The sequence below is a fragment of the Actinomadura atramentaria DSM 43919 genome (genome assembly GCF_000381885.1).
In the GTDB taxonomy this organism is placed as follows: domain Bacteria; phylum Actinomycetota; class Actinomycetes; order Streptosporangiales; family Streptosporangiaceae; genus Spirillospora; species Spirillospora atramentaria.
Genome location: NZ_KB907212.1, coordinates 392890 through 415343 on the forward strand (window position 1 = coordinate 392890; position 22454 = coordinate 415343).

The 22454-nt window shown below is 72.7% G+C and carries 19 protein-coding genes; 8 read left to right on the forward strand and 11 right to left on the reverse strand.

The features are described 5' to 3' along the window. The first annotated feature begins 173 nt into the window (after window positions 1–173). Window positions 174–923 carry a protein-L-isoaspartate O-methyltransferase family protein gene (locus tag G339_RS33780; protein ID WP_019631933.1) on the forward strand — a complete coding sequence of 250 codons (750 nt, stop codon included), beginning with the start codon at window positions 174–176 and terminating at the stop codon, window positions 921–923. 190 nt (window positions 924–1113) lie between these two features. Here the strand turns inward: G339_RS33780 and G339_RS37785 are convergent, their stop codons facing one another. The 6 genes from G339_RS37785 to G339_RS0115210 form a co-directional block, all read right to left on the reverse strand. After that, window positions 1114–1314: a DUF397 domain-containing protein gene (locus G339_RS37785; RefSeq protein WP_084693249.1), complete on the reverse strand. Its 201-nt coding sequence runs from the start codon at window positions 1312–1314 to the stop codon at window positions 1114–1116. A gap of 64 nt (window positions 1315–1378) precedes the next feature. Next, the gene (locus tag G339_RS37790; protein WP_084693250.1) at window positions 1379–1579 is read right to left on the reverse strand and encodes a DUF397 domain-containing protein; all 201 of its coding nucleotides are present in this window, start codon (window positions 1577–1579) and stop codon (window positions 1379–1381) included. Continuing rightward, window positions 1576–2394 carry a helix-turn-helix domain-containing protein gene (locus tag G339_RS0115195; RefSeq protein WP_084693251.1) on the reverse strand — a complete coding sequence of 273 codons (819 nt, stop codon included), beginning with the start codon at window positions 2392–2394 and terminating at the stop codon, window positions 1576–1578. Before G339_RS0115195 ends, G339_RS37790 begins: the two co-directional genes overlap by 4 nt. 136 nt (window positions 2395–2530) lie before the next feature. Next, window positions 2531–2728: a DUF397 domain-containing protein gene (locus tag G339_RS0115200; RefSeq protein WP_019631937.1), complete on the reverse strand. Its 198-nt coding sequence runs from the start codon at window positions 2726–2728 to the stop codon at window positions 2531–2533. Between the two features lie 96 nt (window positions 2729–2824). Beyond that, on the reverse strand, window positions 2825–3901 hold the full coding sequence (locus G339_RS0115205) for a rod shape-determining protein (RefSeq protein WP_019631938.1): 1077 nt from the start codon (window positions 3899–3901) through the stop codon (window positions 2825–2827). A 906-nt stretch (window positions 3902–4807) separates the two neighbouring features. Further along, the gene (locus G339_RS0115210; protein WP_019631939.1) at window positions 4808–6094 is read right to left on the reverse strand and encodes a L,D-transpeptidase; all 1287 of its coding nucleotides are present in this window, start codon (window positions 6092–6094) and stop codon (window positions 4808–4810) included. A gap of 296 nt (window positions 6095–6390) precedes the next feature. Between G339_RS0115210 and G339_RS0115215 the strand changes: the two genes are divergently transcribed. After that, window positions 6391–7167, forward strand: coding sequence for a thioesterase family protein (locus tag G339_RS0115215; protein ID WP_019631940.1), 777 nt, complete (start codon window positions 6391–6393; stop codon window positions 7165–7167). Here G339_RS0115215 and G339_RS0115220 read toward each other — a convergent pair. Further along, on the reverse strand, window positions 7164–8363 hold the full coding sequence (locus G339_RS0115220; protein WP_019631941.1) for a PucR-like N-terminal domain-containing protein: 1200 nt from the start codon (window positions 8361–8363) through the stop codon (window positions 7164–7166). The two genes, G339_RS0115215 and G339_RS0115220, sit on opposite strands and share 4 nt — an antisense overlap. 344 nt (window positions 8364–8707) lie before the next feature. Continuing rightward, the gene (locus G339_RS0115225; protein ID WP_019631942.1) at window positions 8708–9892 is read right to left on the reverse strand and encodes a cytochrome P450; all 1185 of its coding nucleotides are present in this window, start codon (window positions 9890–9892) and stop codon (window positions 8708–8710) included. Between the two features lie 181 nt (window positions 9893–10073). On the opposite strand from G339_RS0115225, the gene G339_RS0115230 reads away from it, so the two are divergent. Next, window positions 10074–10889, forward strand: a complete 816-nt coding sequence (locus G339_RS0115230; RefSeq protein ID WP_019631943.1) for an SAM-dependent methyltransferase — start codon at window positions 10074–10076, stop codon at window positions 10887–10889. A gap of 6 nt (window positions 10890–10895) precedes the next feature. On the opposite strand, the gene G339_RS0115235 is transcribed toward G339_RS0115230, so the two are convergent. Continuing rightward, a complete protein-coding gene (locus G339_RS0115235; protein ID WP_019631944.1) occupies window positions 10896–11294 on the reverse strand; it encodes a PPOX class F420-dependent oxidoreductase in 399 nt (132 codons plus the stop codon). A gap of 100 nt (window positions 11295–11394) precedes the next feature. Between G339_RS0115235 and G339_RS33785 the strand changes: the two genes are divergently transcribed. Then, on the forward strand, window positions 11395–12081 hold the full coding sequence (locus tag G339_RS33785) for a hypothetical protein (RefSeq protein WP_019631945.1): 687 nt from the start codon (window positions 11395–11397) through the stop codon (window positions 12079–12081). 83 nt (window positions 12082–12164) lie between these two features. Beyond that, the gene (locus G339_RS0115245) at window positions 12165–14228 is read left to right on the forward strand and encodes a catalase (protein ID WP_019631946.1); all 2064 of its coding nucleotides are present in this window, start codon (window positions 12165–12167) and stop codon (window positions 14226–14228) included. Between the two features lie 125 nt (window positions 14229–14353). Here G339_RS0115245 and G339_RS36705 read toward each other — a convergent pair whose 3' ends face one another. After that, window positions 14354–14812, reverse strand: coding sequence for a MaoC/PaaZ C-terminal domain-containing protein (locus tag G339_RS36705; protein ID WP_019631947.1), 459 nt, complete (start codon window positions 14810–14812; stop codon window positions 14354–14356). Between the two features lie 1020 nt (window positions 14813–15832). Between G339_RS36705 and G339_RS0115255 the strand changes: the two genes are divergently transcribed. Continuing rightward, complete coding sequence (locus G339_RS0115255) at window positions 15833–16597, forward strand: enoyl-CoA hydratase family protein (protein ID WP_019631948.1); 765 nt, start codon at window positions 15833–15835, stop codon at window positions 16595–16597. Window positions 16598–17238: 641 nt separating this feature from the next. Then, window positions 17239–17805, forward strand: coding sequence for a hypothetical protein (locus tag G339_RS0115260; RefSeq protein ID WP_240489819.1), 567 nt, complete (start codon window positions 17239–17241; stop codon window positions 17803–17805). Here G339_RS0115260 and G339_RS0115265 read toward each other — a convergent pair. Next, window positions 17780–18007, reverse strand: coding sequence for a hypervirulence associated TUDOR domain-containing protein (locus G339_RS0115265; protein WP_019631950.1), 228 nt, complete (start codon window positions 18005–18007; stop codon window positions 17780–17782). The genes G339_RS0115260 and G339_RS0115265 overlap by 26 nt on opposite strands. 872 nt (window positions 18008–18879) lie before the next feature. Between G339_RS0115265 and G339_RS36710 the strand changes: the two genes are divergently transcribed. Continuing rightward, the gene (locus tag G339_RS36710) at window positions 18880–22131 is read left to right on the forward strand and encodes a prolyl oligopeptidase family serine peptidase (RefSeq protein WP_169514737.1); all 3252 of its coding nucleotides are present in this window, start codon (window positions 18880–18882) and stop codon (window positions 22129–22131) included. The last annotated feature ends 323 nt before the right edge of the window (window positions 22132–22454 follow it).

Below are 22454 nucleotides of genomic sequence, written 5' to 3' on the forward strand. Positions count from 1 at the left end.
GGAGCGTTGGGTTACCGTGCTTCCGACCGGGATCCCAACAGGGTGAAGGGACGGCGTGTCAGGTTGAGCAAGCACAGGAAGCCGGGAGAGTCGGGAGACTGCACGGGATGCGGCGGGACGGGCAAGGCCGAGCGGAACATGGACAGCAGGTCGGTCAGAGTGGATTGCCCGCTGTGTCACGGTTCGGGCAGGGTGTAGATCGCAGGCTGTTCATCCCGGACCGAATTTTCTGGTTCCCGCCGGACGCTGATCTGACGCCCGTGGACCGCGCCGACGATCCCGGGCTGTGGGAACGTCTCGTCGCCGCCGACGACGCGGTGATCACGCAGATTTACCACGACCGGAACGGCATCGCGTTCCCCAGTAGTTCCTCGTCCGCGCCGTTCCTCATGCGCGCAATGATCAACGCGCTGGAGCTGGAACCCGGCATGAAAGTTCTGGAGATCGGCGCTGGAACCGGGTACAACGCCGCGCTTCTCGCTGATGCCGGGGCCGAAGTCGTCACGATCGAGATCGACGCCGCCCTGGCCGCCGCCGCGTCCGCCGCCCTAGACGGTGCCGGGTTCGCCGACCGGGTGACCGTGCTCACCGGCGACGGCGAGGACGGCGCGCCCCGGCACGCCCCGTTCGACCGGGTCATCGTGACGGCGGCGGCCAGGACGATTCCCTATCGCTGGGTCGAGCAGACACGCGACGGTGGGCGGCTCGTCGTCCCCTACTCCGGGCCGGAGCGTGTCGGTGCGCTCCTGGTGTTGGACGTCGCCGACGGCACTGCCCGGGGCCGAGCGGTGGGCGACGCGCGTTTCATGCCGCTGCGCGGTCAGAGGCAGACCCAGGGCGTCGTTCAGGCCGAGCCCGCCGGCCCGTTGGATCGGCTGAACGTCACCGTCACCTCTCAAGGGCAGACCGTCGCGTTCGAGTGAACCCGCCTCGGGCCGTCGAACTCCCGCCCCGGCGGTCCTCGGCCGTGACCACCTTGCTCGGCTTGAGGTCCCGGTGGCGCCCCGCGCCCGGCCGCCCCTGCCCCGGCCGTCGCTCCGTCAGCCGGGTTCGGCTCGGGGCCTTGCGGAGGGACGGGACGGAACCGCGCCCGGGCGGGGGCGGGGGTTCGGGTCAGAGGTTGAGGGCGCCGGTGCGGGCGGCGGTGAGGACGGCGGCGAAGGCGGTGGCGGGGAGGGCGATGGCTCCGGCTTCGCGGGCTGCGGTGTCACGGACGGCGACCATGCCGTTGGACGAACCGGCCTCGACGCATTCGCCGTGCTCGCCGGTCGAGTGGCTGGATTTGCGCCAGTTTCGGGGGGTTGTCGTGTTCACGGGCGCTCCTGGGTTCTCGACGGGCCCCCGCGTGGGCGGGGGCCGCAAGCGGGGCAGGCGCGGGTCAGAGGTTGAGGGCGCCGGTGCGGGCGGCGGTGAGGACGGCGGCGAAGGCGGTGGCGGGGAGGGCGATGGCTCCGGCTTCGCGGGCTGCGGTGTCACGGACGGCGACCGTGCCGTTCGCCGAACCGGCCTCCACACATTCGCCGTGGTCGCCGGTCGAGTGGCTGGACTTGCGCCAGTTGCGGGGATTTGTCGCGTTCACAAAGACTCCTGGATCTTCTTCAGCTTCTCGCGGCTCTCGGCCACGGGCCACGCCGCCGAGCGGATGAGATCATAGCCTTCCAGCAGGTCGGCGACGGCCTCGTCGGCATCGACGATTTGGCTCGCCTTGCCGAGGACGTTCAGCCATACGATGAGCGATCCGTTCTTTCGAGACTCGTAAATCGTGAAAGAGCACTGTGAGCCCACGTAGGAAATATTCGACTTGGGAACCAGCTGGATCTGCACGTTCCACTGTTCGCTGCGTTCCAAGAGCAGTTTGACCTGCTCCCGTGCGATCGTCGGGTGGTGCGTGAGCTGCTCGATGGACACCTCACTCATGATCGCTTGAAGCTTGAGCGGGTTGGGGCCGTCTAGGACACCCTGGCTGCGGAGTCGTTCTTCGACCACCTCGTCGGCGAGCTGTGGTCTGAGACTGTCGTCTGCCAGCGCTTTGACGTAAGAGGGCGACTGGAGCAAACCTACGACCGCGCCGTGGGAGAACATCCGGGCAGTCTGCGCGTTGGCCTGGTACTCGGCCAGCTCTCGTACACGCGGGGGGATGCGGCTCTTGGCGGCGACGTTGCGGTGGTCGGAGTAGTAGGTCTCGCCGAACAGCGCGTCGAGGATCTTGGCCGTCTTCATGCTCGGCACGCGCTCGCCGTGCTCGAAACGGCTGACCTGCGAGGCGTCGCAGTACAGCTTCCGCGCCAAGTCCTCGACCGTCATTCCCGCTTTAGTGCGGTCTGCCCGAATTCGCGCGCCGTAGAACTGGGCATATGACTCATCCGGTTCCAGGGGTTTCGGGGGGCGGGCCATGACCGTTTCCACCTCCGTGTCGGCGCGCTGGCGGGCGTCGGTTCGGAGGCTACCTCGGAGGCCCGCCCGCACGGCGGTCGCTCTGGAGAATTGGAAGGCCGAACAAACGGCGGCCCTCCCCGCCCGGCCTGTGCGGTCAGAGATCGAGCGCGTCGGCGCGGGCGGCGGACAGCAGGGCGGCGAAGGCGGCGGTGGGGAAGGCGACCGCTCCGGCCTCGCGGGCGGCGGTGTCGCGGACGGCGACCGTGCCGTCCGCCGAACCGGCCTCCACGCAGTTCCCGTGCTCGCCGGTTGAATGGCTCGACTTCCGCCAGTTGCGGGGGGTCGCGGGCATGGGGGCTCCCGTCGTCGCGTGGGGTCGTCCCAGGAGGGAGTGCCCGAGGGGTCGCGTGCGGAAACCCCCCGCCGGGCGGGGGTTTCGTTGGGTGGGTCAGGTTGTGCGGGCGGGCCAGAGCTGGCGGGGCATGGACAGGAGGCGCCATTCGCGAGCGCCGTGTTCCTCGTCGTCGGCCGGGCGGGGGAGTTTCAGCAGCGCGGCCGCGCCGCTGACGGCCGCGACCTCCGCGTTCGGCGCGACGCGCGTCGGCAGGCCCGTCTCCGTCGCCAGCAGGCGGTGCAGGCCGGGAAGGCGCGCGGACCCGCCCGTCAGCGTCAGGCCCGCGCTGACCATCTCGCCCGCCATGTCCGGCGGGCAGTCCGACAGGCCCTCCCGGACGGCCGCCGCGATCGCCCGCACCGGGCCCTCGATGGCGCGTTCCACGTCCGTCGCGGTCACGACCTCGCCGCGCGGCAGGCCCGTCCGCAGGTCCGTGCCGTGGACGAGCGTCCGCTGGCGTCGGCGGCGGCCGCGCGGGTCCAGCGCGCCGACCGCGATCTTCACTTCCTCGGCGGCGTCGGGGGAGATCAGCAGGTGCAGTTCCTCCCGGACCCACGCCATGATCGCCGCGTCCAGCGCCTCGCCGCCGACCGGCGCGGTCACCGACCCGACGAGCCCGCCGAACGCCATCACCCCGACGTCGGTGACCTGCGCGCCGATGTCCGCGACCACCGCGATCTCCCGGCCGCCCTCCGGCAGGCCCGCGCCGATCGCCGCCGCCAACGGCACCGGGACGACGCTCACCTTCCGCGCGCCCGCCCGGTAGGCGACCTCTTCCATCGTCTGCCGCTGCAGCGGCGTCATGACGCTCGGCGCGGTCACCGCCATCTGCGGGCGCGCCATGTAGTGGCTGCGGTGGTGGGCGCGCAGCAGCTTGCGGATCAGGATCTCGACGTCCGCCGTGTCGCGCGGCACGCCGTTCCACACGGGACGGACGAGGTCCACGCCCGCGCGCCGGTCCGCGAGCGCCAGCGCCCGGTCCCCGACCGCGAGCGTCCGCCCGGACGCGGCGCACCGCGCGAGGACCGTCGGCTCGCTGACCACGAGGCCGCGCCCCGCGACGTGCATGCGGAGGGTCGAGCCGCCGATGTCCAGCGCGGTGCCGCGTCCGGGAAAGTCCCGCAGATTCATTCGTCCTACCCCCGAGGCCGGTGCCGATCGCGCGCACACGAAGGAGACCCTGAACTTGGGTGGGTTCCGGGCGAGTTGGTGTGCGTTGGCGGAGTTCTCGGTATGAGTCCTCGCCTGGGGGCCTTTGACCTAACGCCAGAGTCGAGTCTCGGTACGGCAAAAGACCCCACAGAGGGCAGAACCCCCGAGCGCCCGGCCACTCGCCTAGCGGCTCGCGGCCGCGCGCGGGAATCCCGGGCCCAGCCGTCGCACGCACCGAGCACGGCCGGACACCGCGCGGCCCCGCGCGCGGCGCCCCGGGGCGCCGAGGCAGTGCGGGGCTGCGCGCGGGAATCCCGAGCCCAGTCGTCGCGCGCACCGAGCACGGCCCGTGCGCGGCGCCCCGGGGCGCCGAGGTAGTGCGGGGCTGCGCGCGGGGAATCCCAGGCCCAGCCGTCGCACGCACCGAGCACGGCCGGACACCGCGCGGCCCCGCGCCGTACGCGCGCATCCTTGAGGATCAGGCGTCGCGGACAGCCGGGCGGCGCGAGCCGCGCGAGGCGACCTTTCGGTCGGGCTTTCGGTCGGGCGCGCGTGCGGCGCGGACGGCTGGGCGCTGCGCGTCCGCGCGGTGCCCGTGCGCGGGCGTCGCGCGACGGAAACGGCTGGGGCGCCGCGCGGCGCCGCGCGCGGCGCCCCGGGGCGCCGAGGCAGTGCGGGGCTGCGCGCGGAAGGCTCGCGGTCAGGTGTTCGCGTGTGGCGTGGACGGCAGGTGCTACGCGGCCGAGCGCGCGGGACGCCCCTGGTCGGGCCTCGCGTGTGGTGCGGGCGGCCGGGCGCTGCCCGGTCGCGTGCGCACCCGCGTCGGACACCGCGCAACGCGAACGGCCGGGCACCGTGTGGGGCCCGGCCGTTCGCGGAGGCTCGTCAGGGAGTGCCCGTCTCCGGGCCCGCGTTGGTGCCCGCCGGGGCGTCCGTGGCGGGGGCGGTCGGGGTCGCCGGGGTGCGGGGAGCCGTGGTGACCGGCTTCTTCAGGCGGCCGCCCTGCACCCACTGGTCGAACGGGAGCTGCCAGTAACCCCAGCCGTTCGTCCACTCCAGCTTCCGCTTGGTGCCGGTGATCGTCACCATGTCGCCCGGGTACGCCCAGTTGAAGAACCACTGCGCGTCGGCGGCGGGCGAGCGGACGCAGCCGTGGCTGCAGTTGCGGTTCCCCAGGCAGCTCGGGTCGTCCATGTTCTGGTGGATGTACTCGCCGCTGTTGGAGATGCGGTACGCCCACGGGACCTTCTCGTCGTACCAGCCGGGGTCGCCCTTCTTCTTGCCGGGCGGCCGCATGCGCTCCAGCCGGACCTTGTTCATGGTCAGGTGGACGCCGCTGGTGGTGAGCTGGTGGTCGATCCCGTCGGACTGGACGTCGCCGCCGGACCCGAGGCTGACGCCCCACGACCGCACGACGCGCCCGTTCTTCTTGACCGTCAGCCGGTCGGTGGTCGCGCTGACGGTGATGATGTGCGAGTCCCCGATGCGGAACGTGTGGGTGACGTCCTTGTCGCCGAACACCGCGTCGCCGATGCGCAGCCCCGCGTAGTGCGCGGTGACCGTCACCTTCTGGCGCGGCTTCCACGGCTTGCGCGGCCGGAACACCACGGACGGGAGGCCGTTGAACGACTCGCCCGCGCTGAGCCAGCGCCAGCCGCCCTCGGTCGGCTTGTCGGACTTGACCTCGAGGGCGCGCTCGATCGCGGTGCGCGCCTTCACCGGGACTTCCTTGTTGAACTGGACGAAGATCGGCATTCCGACGCCGACCGTCTCGCCGGTCGCCGGGACGATCTGGCTGATCTTCGTCGCGGCCGTGGCGGCGCTGGTGGTGAACCGGCTCGTCGCGGTCGTGGACGTCTTCTTGCCGTCCGCCTTCGCCGACACCTCGTAGCGGGTGCCGGGCTTCAGCGACCAGGTCGTGCGCCACGTCCGGTGGTCGGCCGCGAGCGCGCCCGGCACCTCCGCGCCGCCCGCCCGCACCGACACCTGGCTGAGCGTCCCGCCCTCGGCGGTGACCGTGACGCCCCGGTCCGGCGCGGCCTCGCCCGCCGCGTCGGCGGGGGTGATCGTCACCTTCGGCGCGCCGTCGGAGCCGCCCGCCGAGGTCTCTCCGCCGTCACCGCCCTTCGCCGAGCACCCTGTGGCCAGCGCCAGGATGGTCAACGCGACCAACGCGGTTCCCCGTCGCACGTTCTTCCGTGTCCCCTCATCGCGGCCGACGCCTGCGCGCCGAGCCATGCCGCCGGGGCGCGTGGTGCCCGCGCGGCGGCCAGGGGAGAACTTTATCCCTGAATGCCCTGTGGTTACGGGCGTATCACCGTTCCCGGTGGTCCGATATCTGGCCGGTCCTGGCCTGAAATGCCGTGGCGTCCGGTACACGGCGGGGCCGCGGCCCGCGTCCGGTGATCTTCACAGCGCGCACGGGCGCCGCCTAGGCTCGGTTCCGGCTCCCAGGTCTGGAGGACGCGATGGCCTTCTACGAACCGCTCGGCGGCGGCCGGTTCCGCAGCACCCCGGCGACCGCCGGGCCCTGGTCGCCCGAGACGCAGCACGCCGGGCCCGTCGCGGCGCTGCTCGGCCGGGCGTTCGAGCGGCACGAGCCCGCGCCGGGGCTGCGCGTGGCGCGGATCACCGTCGAGATCTTCGCGCCCGTGCCGGTCGCGGACCTGTCCGTCGCGGTGCGGACCGTCCGGCCCGGCCGCCGCGTCCAGTTCCTCGACGGCGAGCTGACGCACGACGGGCGGACGGTCGTCCGTGCGTCCGCCTGGCGCGTCGCCGCCGCGCCGGACGGGCTCGAACCGCTGCGGAACGCGCCCGCGCCGCCGCCGCTGCCCGCGTCCGCCACGCCGCTGACGACCTGGCCCGGCGCGCACGTCGGCGGCTACCTGTCCGCGATGGAGTGGCGGTTCGTCCACGGCTCGTTCGACAAGCTCGGCCCGGCCGCCGCCTGGGGGCGGGCGACGGTCCCGCTCGTCGCGGACGAGCAGGACTCGCCGCTCGTGCGCGCGCTCGTCGTCGCGGACACCGGGTCGGGCATCGCGGGGGAGATCGACCTGGCCTCCCACCTGGTCATCAACACCGACCTGACGGTCGCGCTGCACCGCGACCCGGTCGGCGAGTGGATCTTCATGGACGGCGCGATGCACGCCGACCCGGGCGGCGGCGGGCTCGTCGAGACCGTCCTCGGGGACGCGTCCGGGCGCGTCGGCCGCGGCCTCCAGACGATGCTGGTCGACCGCCGCTAGGGACGCTCGGTCCTGAGCAGCGACCGCCAGGTGTGCAGCAGCATCATCAGCTCCAGGTAGCGGTCCGGATCGGCCAGGTCGTGGTCGAGCAGGCCCTCCAGCGTGCTGAGCCGGTACCGGACCGTCTGCTTGTGGACCTGGAGGCGCTGCGCGGCGGCGGCCGCGTTGCGGCCCGTCTCCAGGTACGCCAGCAGCGTGTCGACGACGCGCTCCCGGCGGCTCGGCGGCAGCTCCATGATCGGCGCGAGCCGCTGCGGCAGCGCGGCCTCCAGCAGGTCCAGCCCGGCGGACGCGACGAGCGTCGGCAGGTGGTCCAGGCACCGCACGACGCCGCCGGGCGACTCGATCCGTCCCTGCTCGGCCAGCTCCAGCGTGCGGCGCGCCCAGCGCAGCGACACCGCGCCGCGCGACAGGTCCACGGTTGGGCCGACGGCGGCGGCGAGCCCGCCCAGCCCGTTCCGGAGCGGGTCGCCGGCGGGGCCGTCCGGGTCGGGGACGATCAGCGACGGGACCGGTCCGCTCCAGTCGGTCAGGACGGGCGGCGGCAGCACCGGCGGCGGCGCGCCGTCCGCGGGCGGCCGCACCGCGACGACGGCGATGGTGCTCGGCGCGGTCCAGCCCGCCGACCGGGCGAGCTGCGCGACGGCGGCGCGGTCCACCAAGCCCTCGCCCGTCAGCATCGCGTGCAGGCGGGCGCGGAACTGGGCGCGCTGGGTCTCGGGGCGGTCCTTGGCGGCGGCGTAGCCCGTCGCGGCGGCCTCGGAGATCGCGTCGAGGTAGGCGAACAGGGACTCGGTGAGCCGCCCCAGCGTCTCGTGCGGCCAGTCCGAGCGGGCGGCCTGCTTGGCGAGGCCGCGCGCGGCGACCTGCCCGCACAGCCGCATCGCGGTCTGCAGGCCCTCCAGGCTGCGGCCCTTGCGCGCCTCGTACGCGCCGATCTCGGCGTACGTCGCGTGGACGGTCTCCCAGGACGCGCCGGGGCGGGACACGATGGTGAGGAAGTCGGCGACCGCGCGGCGGATCGACTGCCACATCTTGCGGCCGTAGTTGCTGTCGATGGGGCGGGCGTACTCGGGGATGCGCTGCTGGATCCACTGCATCATCTCCCGGGCGATGTCGTCGACATACGGCCGGATCGGGTCGATCAGCTCACGCGGGATCGTCCCCCAGGGAACGTCAAGGGCCGGATCGCTCACGATCTCCTCCTCATGGCCTGTCCCCGATGCGCAAATTACCGGCAAGTAACCAGTTGGTGATATCCGACACGGCGGCCCCGGGTCAAGACGCTCACCGGCGGACGGGCGGGCCGTTCCCGCCTCGGCCGGGCGTCGCGGCGACGCGGCGGGCTACGCGTCCCGGCGGCGCCCCGCCGAAGCGGCGACGCCACGCCGAGCGGCGCGAGGGATTCGCAGGGGTGTGGAATCCGTCCGCACCCGTGCCCCATGCGACGCCTGAGCCCCCCGCGTCACAACGAAACCGGAACCGGGAGGAAACGGCGCGGCCCCGGACTCTGTGGAGTCCGGGGCCGCGCCGTGGTGGGTCAGCGGGGGGTGATGCGCGTCGGTAGGGAAGCGAAGCCGCGGTCGTTGGACGAGTTCACCCGGCGCGCGTTCGCCGTGTCGATCTCGTAGTCCGCGACGACCGCCGTCAGCTCGCCCAGCGCGATGCGCGCCTCCAGCCGCCCGAGGCTCGCCCCCAGGCAGTGGTGCCGCCCGTTCCCGAACGCCAGCGACCCGCTCGTGTCGCGGTCGAGGTCGAACCGGTCGGGCTCGGCGAAGACCTCCGGGTCGCGGTTCGCGGCGCCGGTGAGCAGCAGGACGCGCGCGCCCGCCGGGATCGTCCGCCCGTGCAGTTCGACGTCCTCGACGGCGGTGCGCGCGATGGCCTGCGTCGGCGGGTCGTAGCGCAGCGCCTCCTCGACCCAGTCCTCGACGCGTCCCGCGAACGCCTTCGCGCGCTGGTCGGGGTGCTCGTAGGCGGCGTGCCAGGCGTTGCCGAGCAGCAGCATCGTCGTCTCGATGCCCGCGCCGACGAGCAGGATCAGCACGCCGACGACCTCCTCGGGCGTCAGCCGGTCCTCGCCCTCGGCGGCGTCGAGCAGCCCGGACAGCAGGTCGTCGCGGCGCTCGCGGGCGCGCTCGACGGTCAGCTCGGTGTAGTAGCCGACGAGCGCGCCGATGGCGGCGACGGCCTCGGGCGGCAGGTCGGTGCCGTCGTCGTCCTCGGGCCGGTACATGATCGCCATGCCGAGGTCGCGGACGCGGGCGCGGTCGGCCTCGGGGACGCCGACCAGTTCGGAGATGACGTCCGTCGGGAAACGCCCCGCGAAGTCCGTCATGAGGTCGAACGTCCCGCCGTCGAGGGCGGGTTCGAGGCACGCCAGGGCGATCTCGCGGATGCGCGGCGCGAGCTCCTGGACGCGCTTGGCCGTGAACGCGCGCGCCACCAGGCTCCGCATCCGCGTGTGCTTCGGCGGGTCCATCGCGACGAACGAGAAGAACCGCTCCGCCTGCGGCCCCCAGAACGCGGGTTCGAGCCGGAGCCCGTTGCGGCTGGAGTACCGCGACGGGTCGCGCAGCGCCGCGAGGACGTCCGCGTGCCGGGAGATCGCCCAGAAGTCGTCCGCGTCGTTGCGGAAGACCGGGGCCTCCTCGCGGAGCCGCCGGTAGACGGGATAGGGGTCGCTCTGGATGCCGAAATCGAACGGGCTGTAGTGCAGGTCCATGACCCGCCTCCTGGGATCGTCGCTGCGCACCGGGAACGATCATGGCCGGACGTGCGGGCTTATGCCACCAGTTCGCCGTATCTGCCCAACATGCCGGTCAACTGTCGCTATCACCGGATGAGTGGGCACAATGGGCGGATCATGGTCCCTGCGGCGCGGGACCTGGGAAACCGAGGTTGCAGTGGACGACGAGCAGGCCCCCCGCGGGATCGACCCCACCAAGGCCCACCCGGCCCGGCGGTACAACTACTGGCTCGGCGGCAAGGACAACTACGCCGCCGACCGCGAGTCCGCCGCCATCGTCGCCTCGGCGTTCCCGACCGTGCGGCTCGCCGCCGTCGAGAACCGCAAGTTCCTCCGCCGCGCCGTCACGTACCTGACGGCGGACGCCGGAATCCGGCAGTTCCTCGACATCGGCACCGGGCTGCCGTCCGCCGGGAACGTCCACGAGGTCGCGCAGGCCATCGCGCCCGAGTCGCGGATCGTGTACGCCGACAACGACCCGATCGTGCTCGTCCACGCCCGCGCGCTGCTCACGAGCGTCCCCGAGGGGCGCACCGCCTACCTCGACGCGGACCTGCGCGACCCGGAGAAGATCGTCCGCCATCCCGACCTGCTGCGGACGCTGGACCTCGGCCGGCCGGTCGCGCTGATGCTCGTCGCGACGCTGCACTTCGTCACCGACGACGAGCGGCCGTACGAGATCTTCTCGACGCTGCGGGAGATCCTGCCGTCCGGCAGCCACGTCGTGATCTCGCACGCGACCGACGAGTACCTGACGCCGGAGGCGCGCGCCGAGGCGGACGCGGCGAACGTGCGCAGCGGCGTCCCGTTCCGGATGCGCTCCCGCGACGAGGTGCTGCGGTTCGTCGACGGCCTGGAACTCGTCGAGCCCGGGATCGGCTCGGTCGTGGACTGGCGGCCGGACGAACCGGTGGACGAGCGGCCCTCCGTCGAAGAGGTCTCGATGCTCTGCGTGGTCGCGCGCGTCCCCTGATCCGCGTCAGGGGATCTCGCGGCGCGCCATGCCCTCGGCGGACGGGTCCACACCCCACGTGAACACCAGGCGCGGCCGGACTCGGATGACCTCGCCGCTCAGCCCGGACGGGGTTTCCTGGCCGGTGAGCGCCTCGGCCGTCCCGCGGATCTCGATGCCGCGCACCTTCCACGGGTCGAGGCTGGCGATGTCGTCCACGACGAACGCGACCTGCGGGTTCCGCTGGATGTTGCGGAACTTGCGGCTCGTACCGAGGTTGTAGCCGTAGATGTCGATCGTGCCGCGTTCGGCGTCGTACCGGTAGCCGACCGGATTGTTCTGCGGGTCGCCGTCCGGACCGACGGTCGCGAGGCGGCCGAGGCGCTGCGTGCGCAGGTAGGCGCGTTCCTGTTCGGTGAGGCTCATGGGACGAGCGTGCAACCTCAGGTGCGGTGGAGGTCAAGGCTTACATCGCCGCGTGTCGGGTAGCGGGGGAGGACCGTAACCGACGAAAGGCGCACGTCCGATGAAACTGCCGTCTCCCGCCCGGTCCGTGGTGCGCAAGCCGCACGCGGTCCGCCGCACGCTCGGGGTGGAGACCGCGACGCGCCGCGGGCTGATCGGCGGCGTCGTCCCGCTCTGGCTCGGCGCGGGGCTCGCCGACTGGTGGTGCCACCGGCGCACGCACATCGAGCGCAACGCGGGCGCGCACGAGTCGGTGATCCACTCGCTGATGATGGCCGAGGCGGGCGTCCCGGTGGTGCTCGGGCTGTTCTGCGAGGTCAACTCGGGCGTCCTCGCGGTGTGCGGCGGCGCGCTCGGCGTCCACGCCGCGACGGCCGCGTGGGACGTGAGCTACGCCGAGGACCGCCGCCGCGTCACGCCGTTCGAGCAGCACTGCCACAGCCTGCTGGAGGTCGTGCCGCTGATGGCGACCGGGTTCCTCGCCGTCCTGCACTGGGACCAGGCGCGGGCGCTGTTCGGCCGGGACCTGCACCGCGCCGACCTGCGGGTGCGCCGGAAGCGCCCCGACCCGCTGTCGTGGCGGACGCGGCTCGCGCTGCTCGGCGCGATGGGCGTGTTCGGCGCGCTGCCGTACGCCGAGGAGATGGTCCGGTGCCTGCGGGCGCGCCGGACGATCCGCGCGACGCCGCCCGCCGAGGAGCCGCCGACCAGGACGCTCACCTTCGCCGCCGATCAAGAGATCCGGTAATTCGCGGTAAAACCTGCATATCGCCACGCCTTCCGGGCACGACTCGCTCCGCGATGCCGGATACGGAACGGAAGGTGGCGAGGATGGCGAACGGTCGCCGCGATGCCAAGGACGAGCAACTGGAGAACTACCGGGTCTCTCCCCAGGACGCGCCGTTGACGACGGATCAGGGCATCCAGGTCGACGACACCGACAACTCGCTGACCGTGGGCCAGCGCGGGCCGACGCTGCTGCAGGACTTCATCCTGCGCGAGAAGATCACGCACTTCGACCACGAGCGCATTCCCGAACGCGTCGTCCACGCGCGCGGGGCGGGCGCTTACGGCGTCTTCCAGGTGTACGGCGACTCCCTCGCCGAATACACGCGCGCGGAATTCCTGCGCGACCCGTCGATCGAGACGCCGGTGTTCGTGCGTTTCTCGACCGTCGCCGGATCGCGCGGGTCCGCCGACACCGTGCGCGACGTCCGCGGGTTCGCCACCAAGTTCTACACGAACCAGGGGAACTTCGACCTGGTCGGCAACAACATGCCGGTGTTCTTCATCCAGGACGGGATCAAGTTCCCCGACTTCGTCCACGCGGTGAAGCCGGAACCGCACAACGAGATTCCGCAGGCGCAGTCCGCGCACGACACGCTCTGGGATTTCGTCCAGCTCCAGCCCGAGACGATCCACATGATGATGTGGGCCATGTCGGACCGGGCGCTGCCGCGCAGCTACGCGCAGATGCAGGGGTTCGGAGTCCACACGTTCCGGCTGGTCAACGACCGCGACGAGGCGACGTTCGTCAAGTTCCACTGGAAGCCCAAGGCGGGCGTCCACTCGATGGACTGGGACGAGACGCAGAAGGTCGCGGGCAAGGACCCGGACTTCAACCGGCGCGACCTGTGGGACCGCATCGAGAAGGGGAACTACCCGGAATACGAACTCGGGGTGCAGCTCGTCCCGGCCGCCGACGAGCACAAGTTCGACTTCGACCTGCTCGACCCCACCAAGATCATTCCCGAGGAAGAGGTGCCGGTCCGGCCGGTCGGGAAGCTCGTCCTCAACCGTAACCCGAACAACTTCTTCGCGGAGACCGAGCAGGTCGCGTTCTGCATCGCGAACGTGGTGCCCGGCATCGACTTCACCGACGACCCGCTGCTGCAGGCGCGGATCTTCTCCTACCTCGACACGCAGCTCATCCGGCTCGGCGGGCCGAATTTCCCGCAGATTCCGGTGAACCAGCCCGTCGCGCCGGTGCGGAACCACCACCGCGACGGCTACCACCAGATGCGCATCGACACGCCGCACACGTCGTACCACAAGAACTCGATCTCCGGCGGCTGTCCCGCGCTCGCCGGGGACACCGCTTTCCGGCACTATCCGGAACAGGTCGACGGAAAGCTCATCCGGAAGCGCGCCGAAAGCTTCGAGGACCATTATTCGCAGGCGACGCTGTTCTGGAACAGCATGGCCGACTTCGAGAAGGAGCACATCGTTTCGGCGTTCCGGTTCGAGCTCGGCAAGGTCGACGACGCGTCCATTCGGGAAGGCGTCGTCAAGCACCTCAACCACGTCGACCACGGGCTCGCGACGCAGGTCGCCGAGGGCGTCGGCGTGCCGGTGCCGGACGAGGTCCTGCCGAACCACGGCCGGACGTCGCCCGCGCTCAGCCAACTCAACCTCGTCGGCGAGCCGCTGCCCGGCCGCAAGGTGGCGGTGCTCGTCGCGGACGGCAGCGACTCGTCCTCGATCGTCGCCGCCGGGGAGGCGCTCGCCACCAAGGGCGCGGTGCCCGAACTGCTCGCGCGGACGGACGGCGTCGTCCAGGCCGCGGACGGCGGGCGCGTCGAGGTCACGCGGGCGCTGCCGACGATGGCGTCGGTGCTGTACGACGCGATCCTCGTCCCGGACGGCGAACGCGCCGCCGACACCCTCTCCGGGGACGGCCTCGCGGTCTTCTTCGTGACGGAGGCGTACAAGCACGGCAAGCCGATCGCCGCCGTGGGCGCGGGCGCGAAGGTCCTCGAACGCGCCGGGGTGCCCCAGGACGCGCCGGGCGTCCTCGTCGCGGCGACGGCGGACGAGTCCTTCGTCCGCGCGTTCCTCGACGCGGCGAGCGGCCAGCGCTTCTGGTCCCGGGACGTGGCCCACATCCCGGCCTGACCGACCCGCGAACGCCAGGCGCCCAGGGCCGCGACGACCAACGCGACCTTGGGCGCCTGCCGTATGCGCCCAGCCGTCCTGCGCGGGCCGTCGTGCGGGCCGCAGTGGCCGACGCCCTGCGGCGTTCAGCCGGACGTGACGACGTACATGATCCAGTCGGCGATCACGGCGGTGCGCGGACTCGTGCCGCCGTCGTCCACCTCCATCGTGTTGCGCGTCGTGACGCGGGTCCGGCCGGGCTCCTTCTCCACGGCCTCCACCAACTCGGCCCGAACCCGCACCCGCGCCCCCGTCGGAACCGGGCGCACGAACCGCACCCGGTCGAGCCCGTAGTTGAGGGCGTAGCCGCCGCGCAACCTCAGCTCGCGCTTGTGGAAAGCCGCGAGCATCGACAACAGGAGGAACCCCGAAACCGCCCGCTCACCCGCCGCCCCGACCGGCGACGGACGACGCCCGAGAAAGTCCTCCCGCAGAAACGTGGCCTGGCAGAACGCCTCCTCGTCCTGCGGCCCGACCTCGACCCACCCGGACTGGAACAGCTCCGTCCCGGGCGCACCCGCAAGGTCGTCGAGCGTGTACGGCATCGGCAACTCCCTCGAACGACAACGGCCCGCCAGGACGCTAACCGCCCGCCCACCTCCGACCGGACGCCACCCCCGAAAAGCCCCGACGCCACCGTGCAGCCGGAACAACCCCACAACGAACTCAGCACACAACCGCGCGCGCTTCCTCCCGGCCGAGCACCGCTCGACGCGGCGCGCAACGGATACGCCCCTCCGACTTCCGCCAACCCGTGGACTCCGCACGGCATGAGCCCGGCGCCACCGGGACGGCCACGCAACGGGTTCATTACCGCCAAGCGCGCGCTTTCTCCCGGTTGAGCACCGCTCAACGCGGCCCGCAACGGATAACACCCAACGTCCAACTTCCGTGAACACGTGGACTGCCCACGGAACGACACGAGCCCGGCGTCACCGGACGGCCACGCAACGGATTCAGTACCACTAAGCGCGCGCTTTCTCCCGATTGAGCACCGCTCGACGCGGCCCGCGATGGGTACGCCCAACCTCCGACTTCCGTGAACACGCGGACTCCGCGCCGCACGACACGAGCACGGCACTCACGCCCGACACCTCGCTGCGGCGCCGCGACACGGTGGCTCGCTGCGATGCATCGGCCGGCAGCGCGGCAGTCCGGGGTGGGCGGCCCGATTGTGCTGCTGGCGGTTACCTGGCCGCCTGGTTGCGCGGTGGCCCAGTCGCACGGGGACCTGGCGGCCGGTGGATCGGCGGTGTGTGATCCGGCGGCGTGGACCGGCGGCTGGCGACTCGGCAGCATTTGACCGGTGGACCGGTGGACCGGTGGACCGGTGGACCGGTGGACCGGTGGCGCGGTGGGCCGGTGGTGCGGTGGGCCAGGGGTGCGGTGGCTTGGTGGCTCGGCTCTGTAGTGCGTCTGGCCCTTTCGCGCGGTGCGGTGCGTTCGGTCGGCGGGCCGTGTTGCTGGGCGGTAGGACCGAGTCGGGTTCGGTCGGCTTCGGGTGGGCGCGCTATAAAGCGAGGACGGCCGCGGCGCGCGTGCCGCCGTTTCGGGAGGGAGACCCGGTGAGCGAAGAGACCGTCGTCCGGTACGAGGTGGAGCGCGGAATCGCGACGATCACGCTGGACTCGCCCGCGAACCGCAACGCGCTGTCCGCGGCGCTGCGCACGGGCCTCGCCGCCGCGATCGAGCGCGCGGGCGCCGACGACGCGGTGCGCGGCGTCGTCCTGACCGGCAGCGGCACGGTGTTCTGCGCCGGCGCGGACCTGAAGGAGATCGCGTCCGGCGCCCCGCCCGCCGGGCCGGGCATCCCGGATATCCTCACCGCGCTGCTCGATCTGCCGAAGCCCGTCGTCGCGCGGCTGAACGGCACCGTCCGCGCGGGCGGCGTGGGGCTCGTCGCCGCGTGCGACATCGCGGTCGCCCCGGACGACGTGACGTTCGCGTTCACCGAGGTCCGCATCGGCGTCGCCCCCGCGATGATCGCCGTGGCGTGCGCGCCGCGCATGACGTCCCGCGCGGCGTCCCGCTACTTCCTGACGGGCGAGACCTTCACCGCCGCGGACGCCGTCGCCGCGGGCCTCGTCACCGCCGCCTGCCCGCGCGACGAACTCGACACCGTCGTCACCGCCATGCTCGACGGCATCCGCCGCGCCGAACCGAACGCCCTCGCGGCGACGAAACGCCTCGTCCGCGACCTCCCCGGCCTGGACCGCACCGAGGCGTTCTCCCGAGCCGAACGCCTCTCGGCCGAACTCTTCGTCAGCCCGGAAGCCGACGAGGGCCGCCGCTCCTTCTTCGAGAAGCGCCCGCCTTCCTGGGCACTCTGACGCTTTCCGGACGACCTGCATGCGGTGACCGAACCCCGCAGGCGGACCGTTCCAAGGCGCCGGACGTTCGTGCGCTGCGCGGTTCGCACACCGCCGATGCGTCCTGGCGCAATCGTTCGCCGCGCGCGGTTCGCGTTGGTGCGGTGGGTCGGCCTTCAGGCAACCGGCGATCGTGCGTGGTCAATTCGACGGCTGCCGGGGTGGTGACCGGGTCGCAACGTGGTGACCCGCGCCCGTAAAAGCTGGTGACCGTGCGTTCAGCAGTTGGTTCCCGTCGCGCGGTCCATGACGCGGGGTGGTTCGTCCGACGTCCGTGCGCGGTCTGGAGTCGTGGCCGTTCGTGGATCGCTCTCGGCGCGCGGTCGCGCGTCGCCGCCCTCGACCGACGACTGTTCGCGATGTCGCGTCTCGACGGTTGCTCAATCGCGGGAACGTAGGCCGTCCGCGCGCAGCGTCCTGTCCGCTTGGGAGGTCGTCCAGGCGCTCGCAGACTGACCCCGCTGTCGGAACAAGGCGTGACTAGGAGCGAACAAGCCGCGCGGGGGAGTCCGCGACGCTGATCTCCCTCCGACGGGGGAGGCTCGCGAACGGCGACCACCCGGATGCTCGGACAGACGGGTTCCGAGCGCCAAGGAGTCATCGTGATCAGCGGAAGCGCGGTTGCACAACGGAATGCCTTCCGAACGGACATACCGCCGTGGGCGCGACGCGCGGCGGCCCTCGCGGCGCTCACCACGCTGCCGTCCGGCCTCTGGCGGCTGCCGCTGGCGTTCGGTTATTCGATGGGCCTCGGCCCGGACGTGTCGCAGACCCTGGGCGCGCCCGGCTGGGGATCGGCGTACATAGTCGCGCTCAGCGTGCTCGCGGAAGGACTGGCCTTCCTGACGCTCGGACTCGTCCGACCGTGGGGCGAGCGGTGGCCGCGCTGGGTGCCGTTCGCGGGCGGTCGGCCGATCGCCGTCCGGAGCGCGGTCGTCCCGGCCGTGCTGGGCGGCTTCGCGATCACCGCACTCGCCGTCGCCTACCTCGCGGCGGCAATCCTGGGCAACGGCCCCGGCGAGGGATCGCACGGCCCGGCACTGTGGCTCATGTACGCGTGCTACGCGCCACTGATCGCATGGGGCCCGCTGCTGTTGGCGGTGACGCTCCACTACTACCGGCGGCGGACGGGCGGGGCGGACCTCAGCCGTCCCGATCCCGTTCGGTGAGCGCGGACGGCCGGTGGACGGCCTTCTTCCCGCTCTTGTCGCTGCGGACCAGGTACTGCGGGTCGTCCTCCGACGCGGCGACCTCCCGCCCCGCCGCGCGCGTCCGCTCGGTGATCCGACCCTCGACACGGCCGGGAACGCGGACCCCGTGGCTGCTCCACTCGACCTCGTCGCCCGGTGCGAACTCCTGTTCACCACCCATGATTGCCTCCGATCGCGGTCGGTTTCGCCCGCGCCTACCCCACGCAACCCGCCGCCGAACGTGCATCCGGACGGCCGCAATCGGCGAACCGCCGCCGCGCTGGTCTCCCGAGTCACGGCCGCGCGATGATCACGCCGACCTGGCCGACTCGTTGCGATTGAGACGGGCGTCCCACGGTCTCTGAACGAGGCTTGCCGCGCGTTCAGCGTTCCGCTCTGACGCTGTTCCCGCCGCGAGCCGTCGCCGCAGTTCGGCGCGCCCGCCGAAACCTGCGCGTCGGTCATTCCCTCGCGCGGTGTTCCGGCGACCGTTCGCTCCGCCGAGTGCCGGCTGCGCGTCGTCGAGCTGGTGGTCGGCCCGCCGCCGAGCGCGGCCGGGCCGCGTTGCGCGCCGGTTCGGTGACCTCGCGCTCGACCCGTACATCCCGCGCCGGGCCAAGCTCGTCCGCGCGCATTCCGGCCCGGCGGCCGCTGCTGTGCGACTGACGTCGAGAGACCCGCGCCCGTGCGGAGCGTCCGGCGCGGCGCCCGACCGTATGCATGCGGCGCGCGTCCGGCGTCCGCTGTTGTGCGACTGATGTAGGGAGGACTGCGCCCGTGCGGAGCGTCCGCCGCAGCGCGTCCGACCGTACGCATGCGGCGCGCGTCCGGCGTCCGCTGTTGTGCGACTGATGTAGGGAGGACTGCGCCCGTACGGAGCGTCCGCTGCAGCGCGTCCGAGGGTACGCATTCGACGCACGTCCGTTCCGCCCTGCCGACACCCAGCTCCCCGCGCAGCGTGCGCGCCTGCGGCTTCTTTCGTTCCGCCGTATCGGTCACACTCCGGCGTGGACAATGACGTTCGGCGACGACGGGGGGCGTATGGACGGCACGGTGGCGGGAACACGCGGTGGGGCGGTGGACGTCCTGCACGGCCGGACGGTCCATGATCCGTACCGGTGGCTGGAGGACGGCGACTCGGCTGCGTGCGCCGCCTGGCTGGGCGAACGGGCGGTCGAGTTCGAGGACCAAGCCGCGCGCTGGACCGGTCGCAGCCGGTTCCGGCGTTTCCTGGAGGACGCCGCGGGAGCCGGAACCGCCGCGACCCCGCCCGTGTGCCGCCGCGGCCGCCGCTTCTACCTGCGCGGCGCACCGGGCCGACCGTTCCCCCGGCTGATGGTCGCGGACGCGGACGGCCCCGAGCGGGTCCTGCTCGACCCGGCCGTCCTCGACCCGTCCGGCGGGACGACGCTCGACGCGTGGCGGCCGTCGCCCGGCGGCGGACTGGTCGCCTACCAGCTCTCGCGCGGCGGCAGCGAACGCCCCGAACTGCGCGTCCTCGACGTCGAACGCGGCCGGGACGTCGGCCCGCCGCTGCGGCCGGGCCGGGTGACGCCGATCGCCTGGCTCCCCGACGACACCGCCTTCTACTACGCGGACACGCCAGGCGGCGGCGCGGGCGGACGGCGGCTGCTCCTGCACCGCGTCGGGACCGATCCGTCCGCCGACACCGAGGTCTTCGCGACCGACCTCCCGCAGTTCTCCGTCGTGATCAGCCCGGACGGTCGGCGGCTCATGCTCAGCGCCGCCCAGGGCGCCGCCGCCGGAAACCTGCTCTGGCTCGCGGACCCCGCCGCGCCGCGGTCCGCGACCCTGATCCACGACGGCTCCCGCGACGGCTCCCGCGACGGCTCCCGCGCCGCGCTCAAGTTCGCCCCGGACGGCCGCATCTACGCGATCACCGACGCCGACTCGCCCTTCGGCCGCTTGTGCGCCGTGGACCCCGCCGCACCGCACTCCGCCAACTGGACGACGCTGATCCCCGAAGAACCCGGCAGCGTCCTCACCGCCTGCGCGCTCCTCACCGACCCCGAACCGCGCCTGCTGATCACGCGCACCCGAAACGGCGCAGGCGAACTATGGCTGCACAACACCGAGGGAGCGGCCCTAGCCCAGATCCCGCTCCCAGGCCGAGGCACGCTGACCCGCCTCACCGCACCTCCCGAGGGCGGCGACCGCGCATGGTTCGTCTACACCGACGTGACCACGCCCCCGACCGTCTACCGCCTAGAACCCGCCAACCACCGCACACCTCACAATCCATCCATCGACGTCCCGGAGCCGCCCGCACGCCGGACAGCCTCCGACGCACATCCGGCTGTAGTCGAGTCGGCCACCAGCGGGCCGACTGACGAACCGTTGCCCGCCGAAGACACCAATTCGGCTACGTACCGGCTCGTCCGAGAGTCTTTCCCAGCCGCCGAAGACATCGAGTCGCCTAGCCGCCCGACGACTGCCGAACTCCCAAGCGTCGACGCCGACGAGCCGCCCGCTCGCCGCGTAACCCCCGACCCGCCTCAGGCCGTAGAAGCGTTCACCCGCCAGGTGATCGCCCCACCGCCGAACGAACACGGCGAACCGGCCGTCCGCGTCGAGACTTCTGGGCAATCGTCGGCCATCGGCCACGCGGGACCGGCGGATGGCCGGGTGGCCGACGAGCGGCCTGCGGTTGAGGGACGCGCGGATGCGGTGGATGGGTGGGTGAGCGTCGAGTCGCCGTGTGACGGCGAAGAGCCGACTCGCGATCGGGCGGCTGTCGAGCGAGCGTCGGCCAGCGTGTGCGCGGAACCAACGGCGAGCTGGCGGGACGTCGGGTCGTCACCCGGTGGGTCCGCCCCTCGCGAGGCGGGGCCGGTAGTTGCTGGAGCAGTTGCCGAGCGGTCTGCGATTGGAGGCTGCGCGGACGCGGCGGTCGGGCAGGCGGGCGCGGGTTCGGCGTCGCGTGATGGTGCCGGGCCGACTGTCGAGCGGTCGTCGGCCGACGCGTGCGAGCAATCGGCGGCGAGCCTGACCGAGCCTGGCAGGTCCTCGCTCAGTGAAGAGGCTGGGCAGTCGGCCGGTGGAGCGGCTGCCGAGCGGTCTGCGGTTGTGAACTACGCGGACACGGCGGTCGGGCGGACAGGTGCCGAGTCGTCGCGCGCGGGCTCGTCGTCGGGTGATGGGGCGGGGTCGGCCGCCGAGCGGTCTGCCGTTGGGGGCCGCGCGGACGCGGCGGTTCGGTGGGCGGGTGCTGAGTCGCTGTCGGTCGGAGCCTCGCCCGGCGGAGGTGGGGGAGAGGCTGTTCGGCGGCGTGCTGCTGAGCGGTTCGCCGGTGTTCACGCCGAGTCGGCGGGGCGGCCGGGGGAGCTGTCGACTGGGTTTTCGCCCAGCCGGGATGCGGCGGCGGTTGCGCGTGAGGCGGGTGTTGGCTCGGCGGAGGTTGCTCGGCGGGTGGCGGTTGCGTGGCGGGCCGGGATCAGGGCGGGCGGTGGTGTGGGGCGGTCGGAGGTCCGCGAGCTCAGTTATCGGTCGTTTGACGGGACGTCGGTCGGGCTGCGCGTTGTCGTGCCGGTCGGGGCGGCTGGGCCGTTGTCGGTGCTGCTCACTGCGTACGGCGGGTTCGGGGCTTCGACGCCGCCCGCGTATTCGCCGGTCGTCGCCGCGTGGGTTCGGGCGGGTGGCGCGTACGCGGTGGCCGGGGTGCGCGGGGGCGGCGAGCACGGCGCCGCTTGGCATGACGCCGGGCGCGGGCCCAACAAGCCCGCGGCCGTCGCCGATCTTCTTTCCGCCGCCGACTGGCTCGTCGCGCAGGGGTGGACGACGCCGAAGCGGCTCGCCGTCAAGGGCGCGTCGCACAGCGGGCTGATGGCGGCCGCCGCGCTCGTCCGGCGGCCCGACCTTTTCGCGGCGGTCGTGTGCTCGGACGCGCTCACCGACATGGTCCGCTACCACCGGTTCGGGCTCGGCCGCCTGTGGACCGGCGAGTTCGGCACCGCCGACGACGCCGACCAGCTCGCCACGCTGCTGACCTACTCCCCGTACCACCTGGTCGCGCCCGGCACCCGCTACCCGGCGGTGCTGCTGACCTGCCCGAGGACGGACGCGCGCGTCGACTCCCTGCACACCCGCAAGCTCGCCGCCGCCCTGCGGCATGCGACCGCCGCCGACCGTCCCGTCCTGCTGCGCTGCGAGGACGGCGTCGGCCACGGCGCGCGTTCCCTCGACCGCTGGCTCGGCCTACAGGCCGACATCCTCGCGTTCTGCGCACTGCACACCGGGCTGGACGGGGAAACGCCCGTGCCTCCGACCACCGACGCCCTACGATGAGTGACCGATCGACTTCGTACCGACAACTGGAGGCATCCGATGAACGAACTTCCCCTGCCGGTGATCAACGGTCTCGGACTCCCGGCCGACGAGGCCGTCGAGATCGAGGCGTGGCGGCGCGAGCTGGCCGAGGGCGACGAGAACTGACGCCCACCGCCGCCGCCCCGCGTCGACGGACCCCGCCGACGCGCGGGCGACGGCCGGCCTCCGCCCGGACCACCGAGCGGAGGCCGCACCACCCCTGACGACCACCGCTACCGACCCGCCCCTCCGGCGATACGGCCGCTGCCTCACTCCCGCGCCCGCCGACCCTGCCGCCCGAC

Bases quoted from the DNA above. Each gene is read 5' to 3' on its own strand.
- G339_RS0115195 (WP_084693251.1), bottom strand. From the start codon at position 2,394: ATGGCCCGCCCCCCGAAACCCCTGGAACCGGATGAGTCATATGCCCAG.
- G339_RS0115200 (WP_019631937.1), bottom strand. From the start codon at position 2,728: ATGCCCGCGACCCCCCGCAACTGGCGGAAGTCGAGCCATTCAACCGGC.
- G339_RS0115205 (WP_019631938.1), bottom strand. From the start codon at position 3,901: ATGAATCTGCGGGACTTTCCCGGACGCGGCACCGCGCTGGACATCGGC.
- G339_RS0115215 (WP_019631940.1), top strand. From the start codon at position 6,391: ATGGCCTTCTACGAACCGCTCGGCGGCGGCCGGTTCCGCAGCACCCCG.
- G339_RS0115225 (WP_019631942.1), bottom strand. From the start codon at position 9,892: ATGGACCTGCACTACAGCCCGTTCGATTTCGGCATCCAGAGCGACCCC.
- G339_RS0115235 (WP_019631944.1), bottom strand. From the start codon at position 11,294: ATGAGCCTCACCGAACAGGAACGCGCCTACCTGCGCACGCAGCGCCTC.
- G339_RS33785 (WP_019631945.1), top strand. From the start codon at position 11,395: ATGAAACTGCCGTCTCCCGCCCGGTCCGTGGTGCGCAAGCCGCACGCG.
- G339_RS0115245 (WP_019631946.1), top strand. From the start codon at position 12,165: ATGGCGAACGGTCGCCGCGATGCCAAGGACGAGCAACTGGAGAACTAC.
- G339_RS36705 (WP_019631947.1), bottom strand. From the start codon at position 14,812: ATGCCGTACACGCTCGACGACCTTGCGGGTGCGCCCGGGACGGAGCTG.
- G339_RS0115265 (WP_019631950.1), bottom strand. From the start codon at position 18,007: ATGGGTGGTGAACAGGAGTTCGCACCGGGCGACGAGGTCGAGTGGAGC.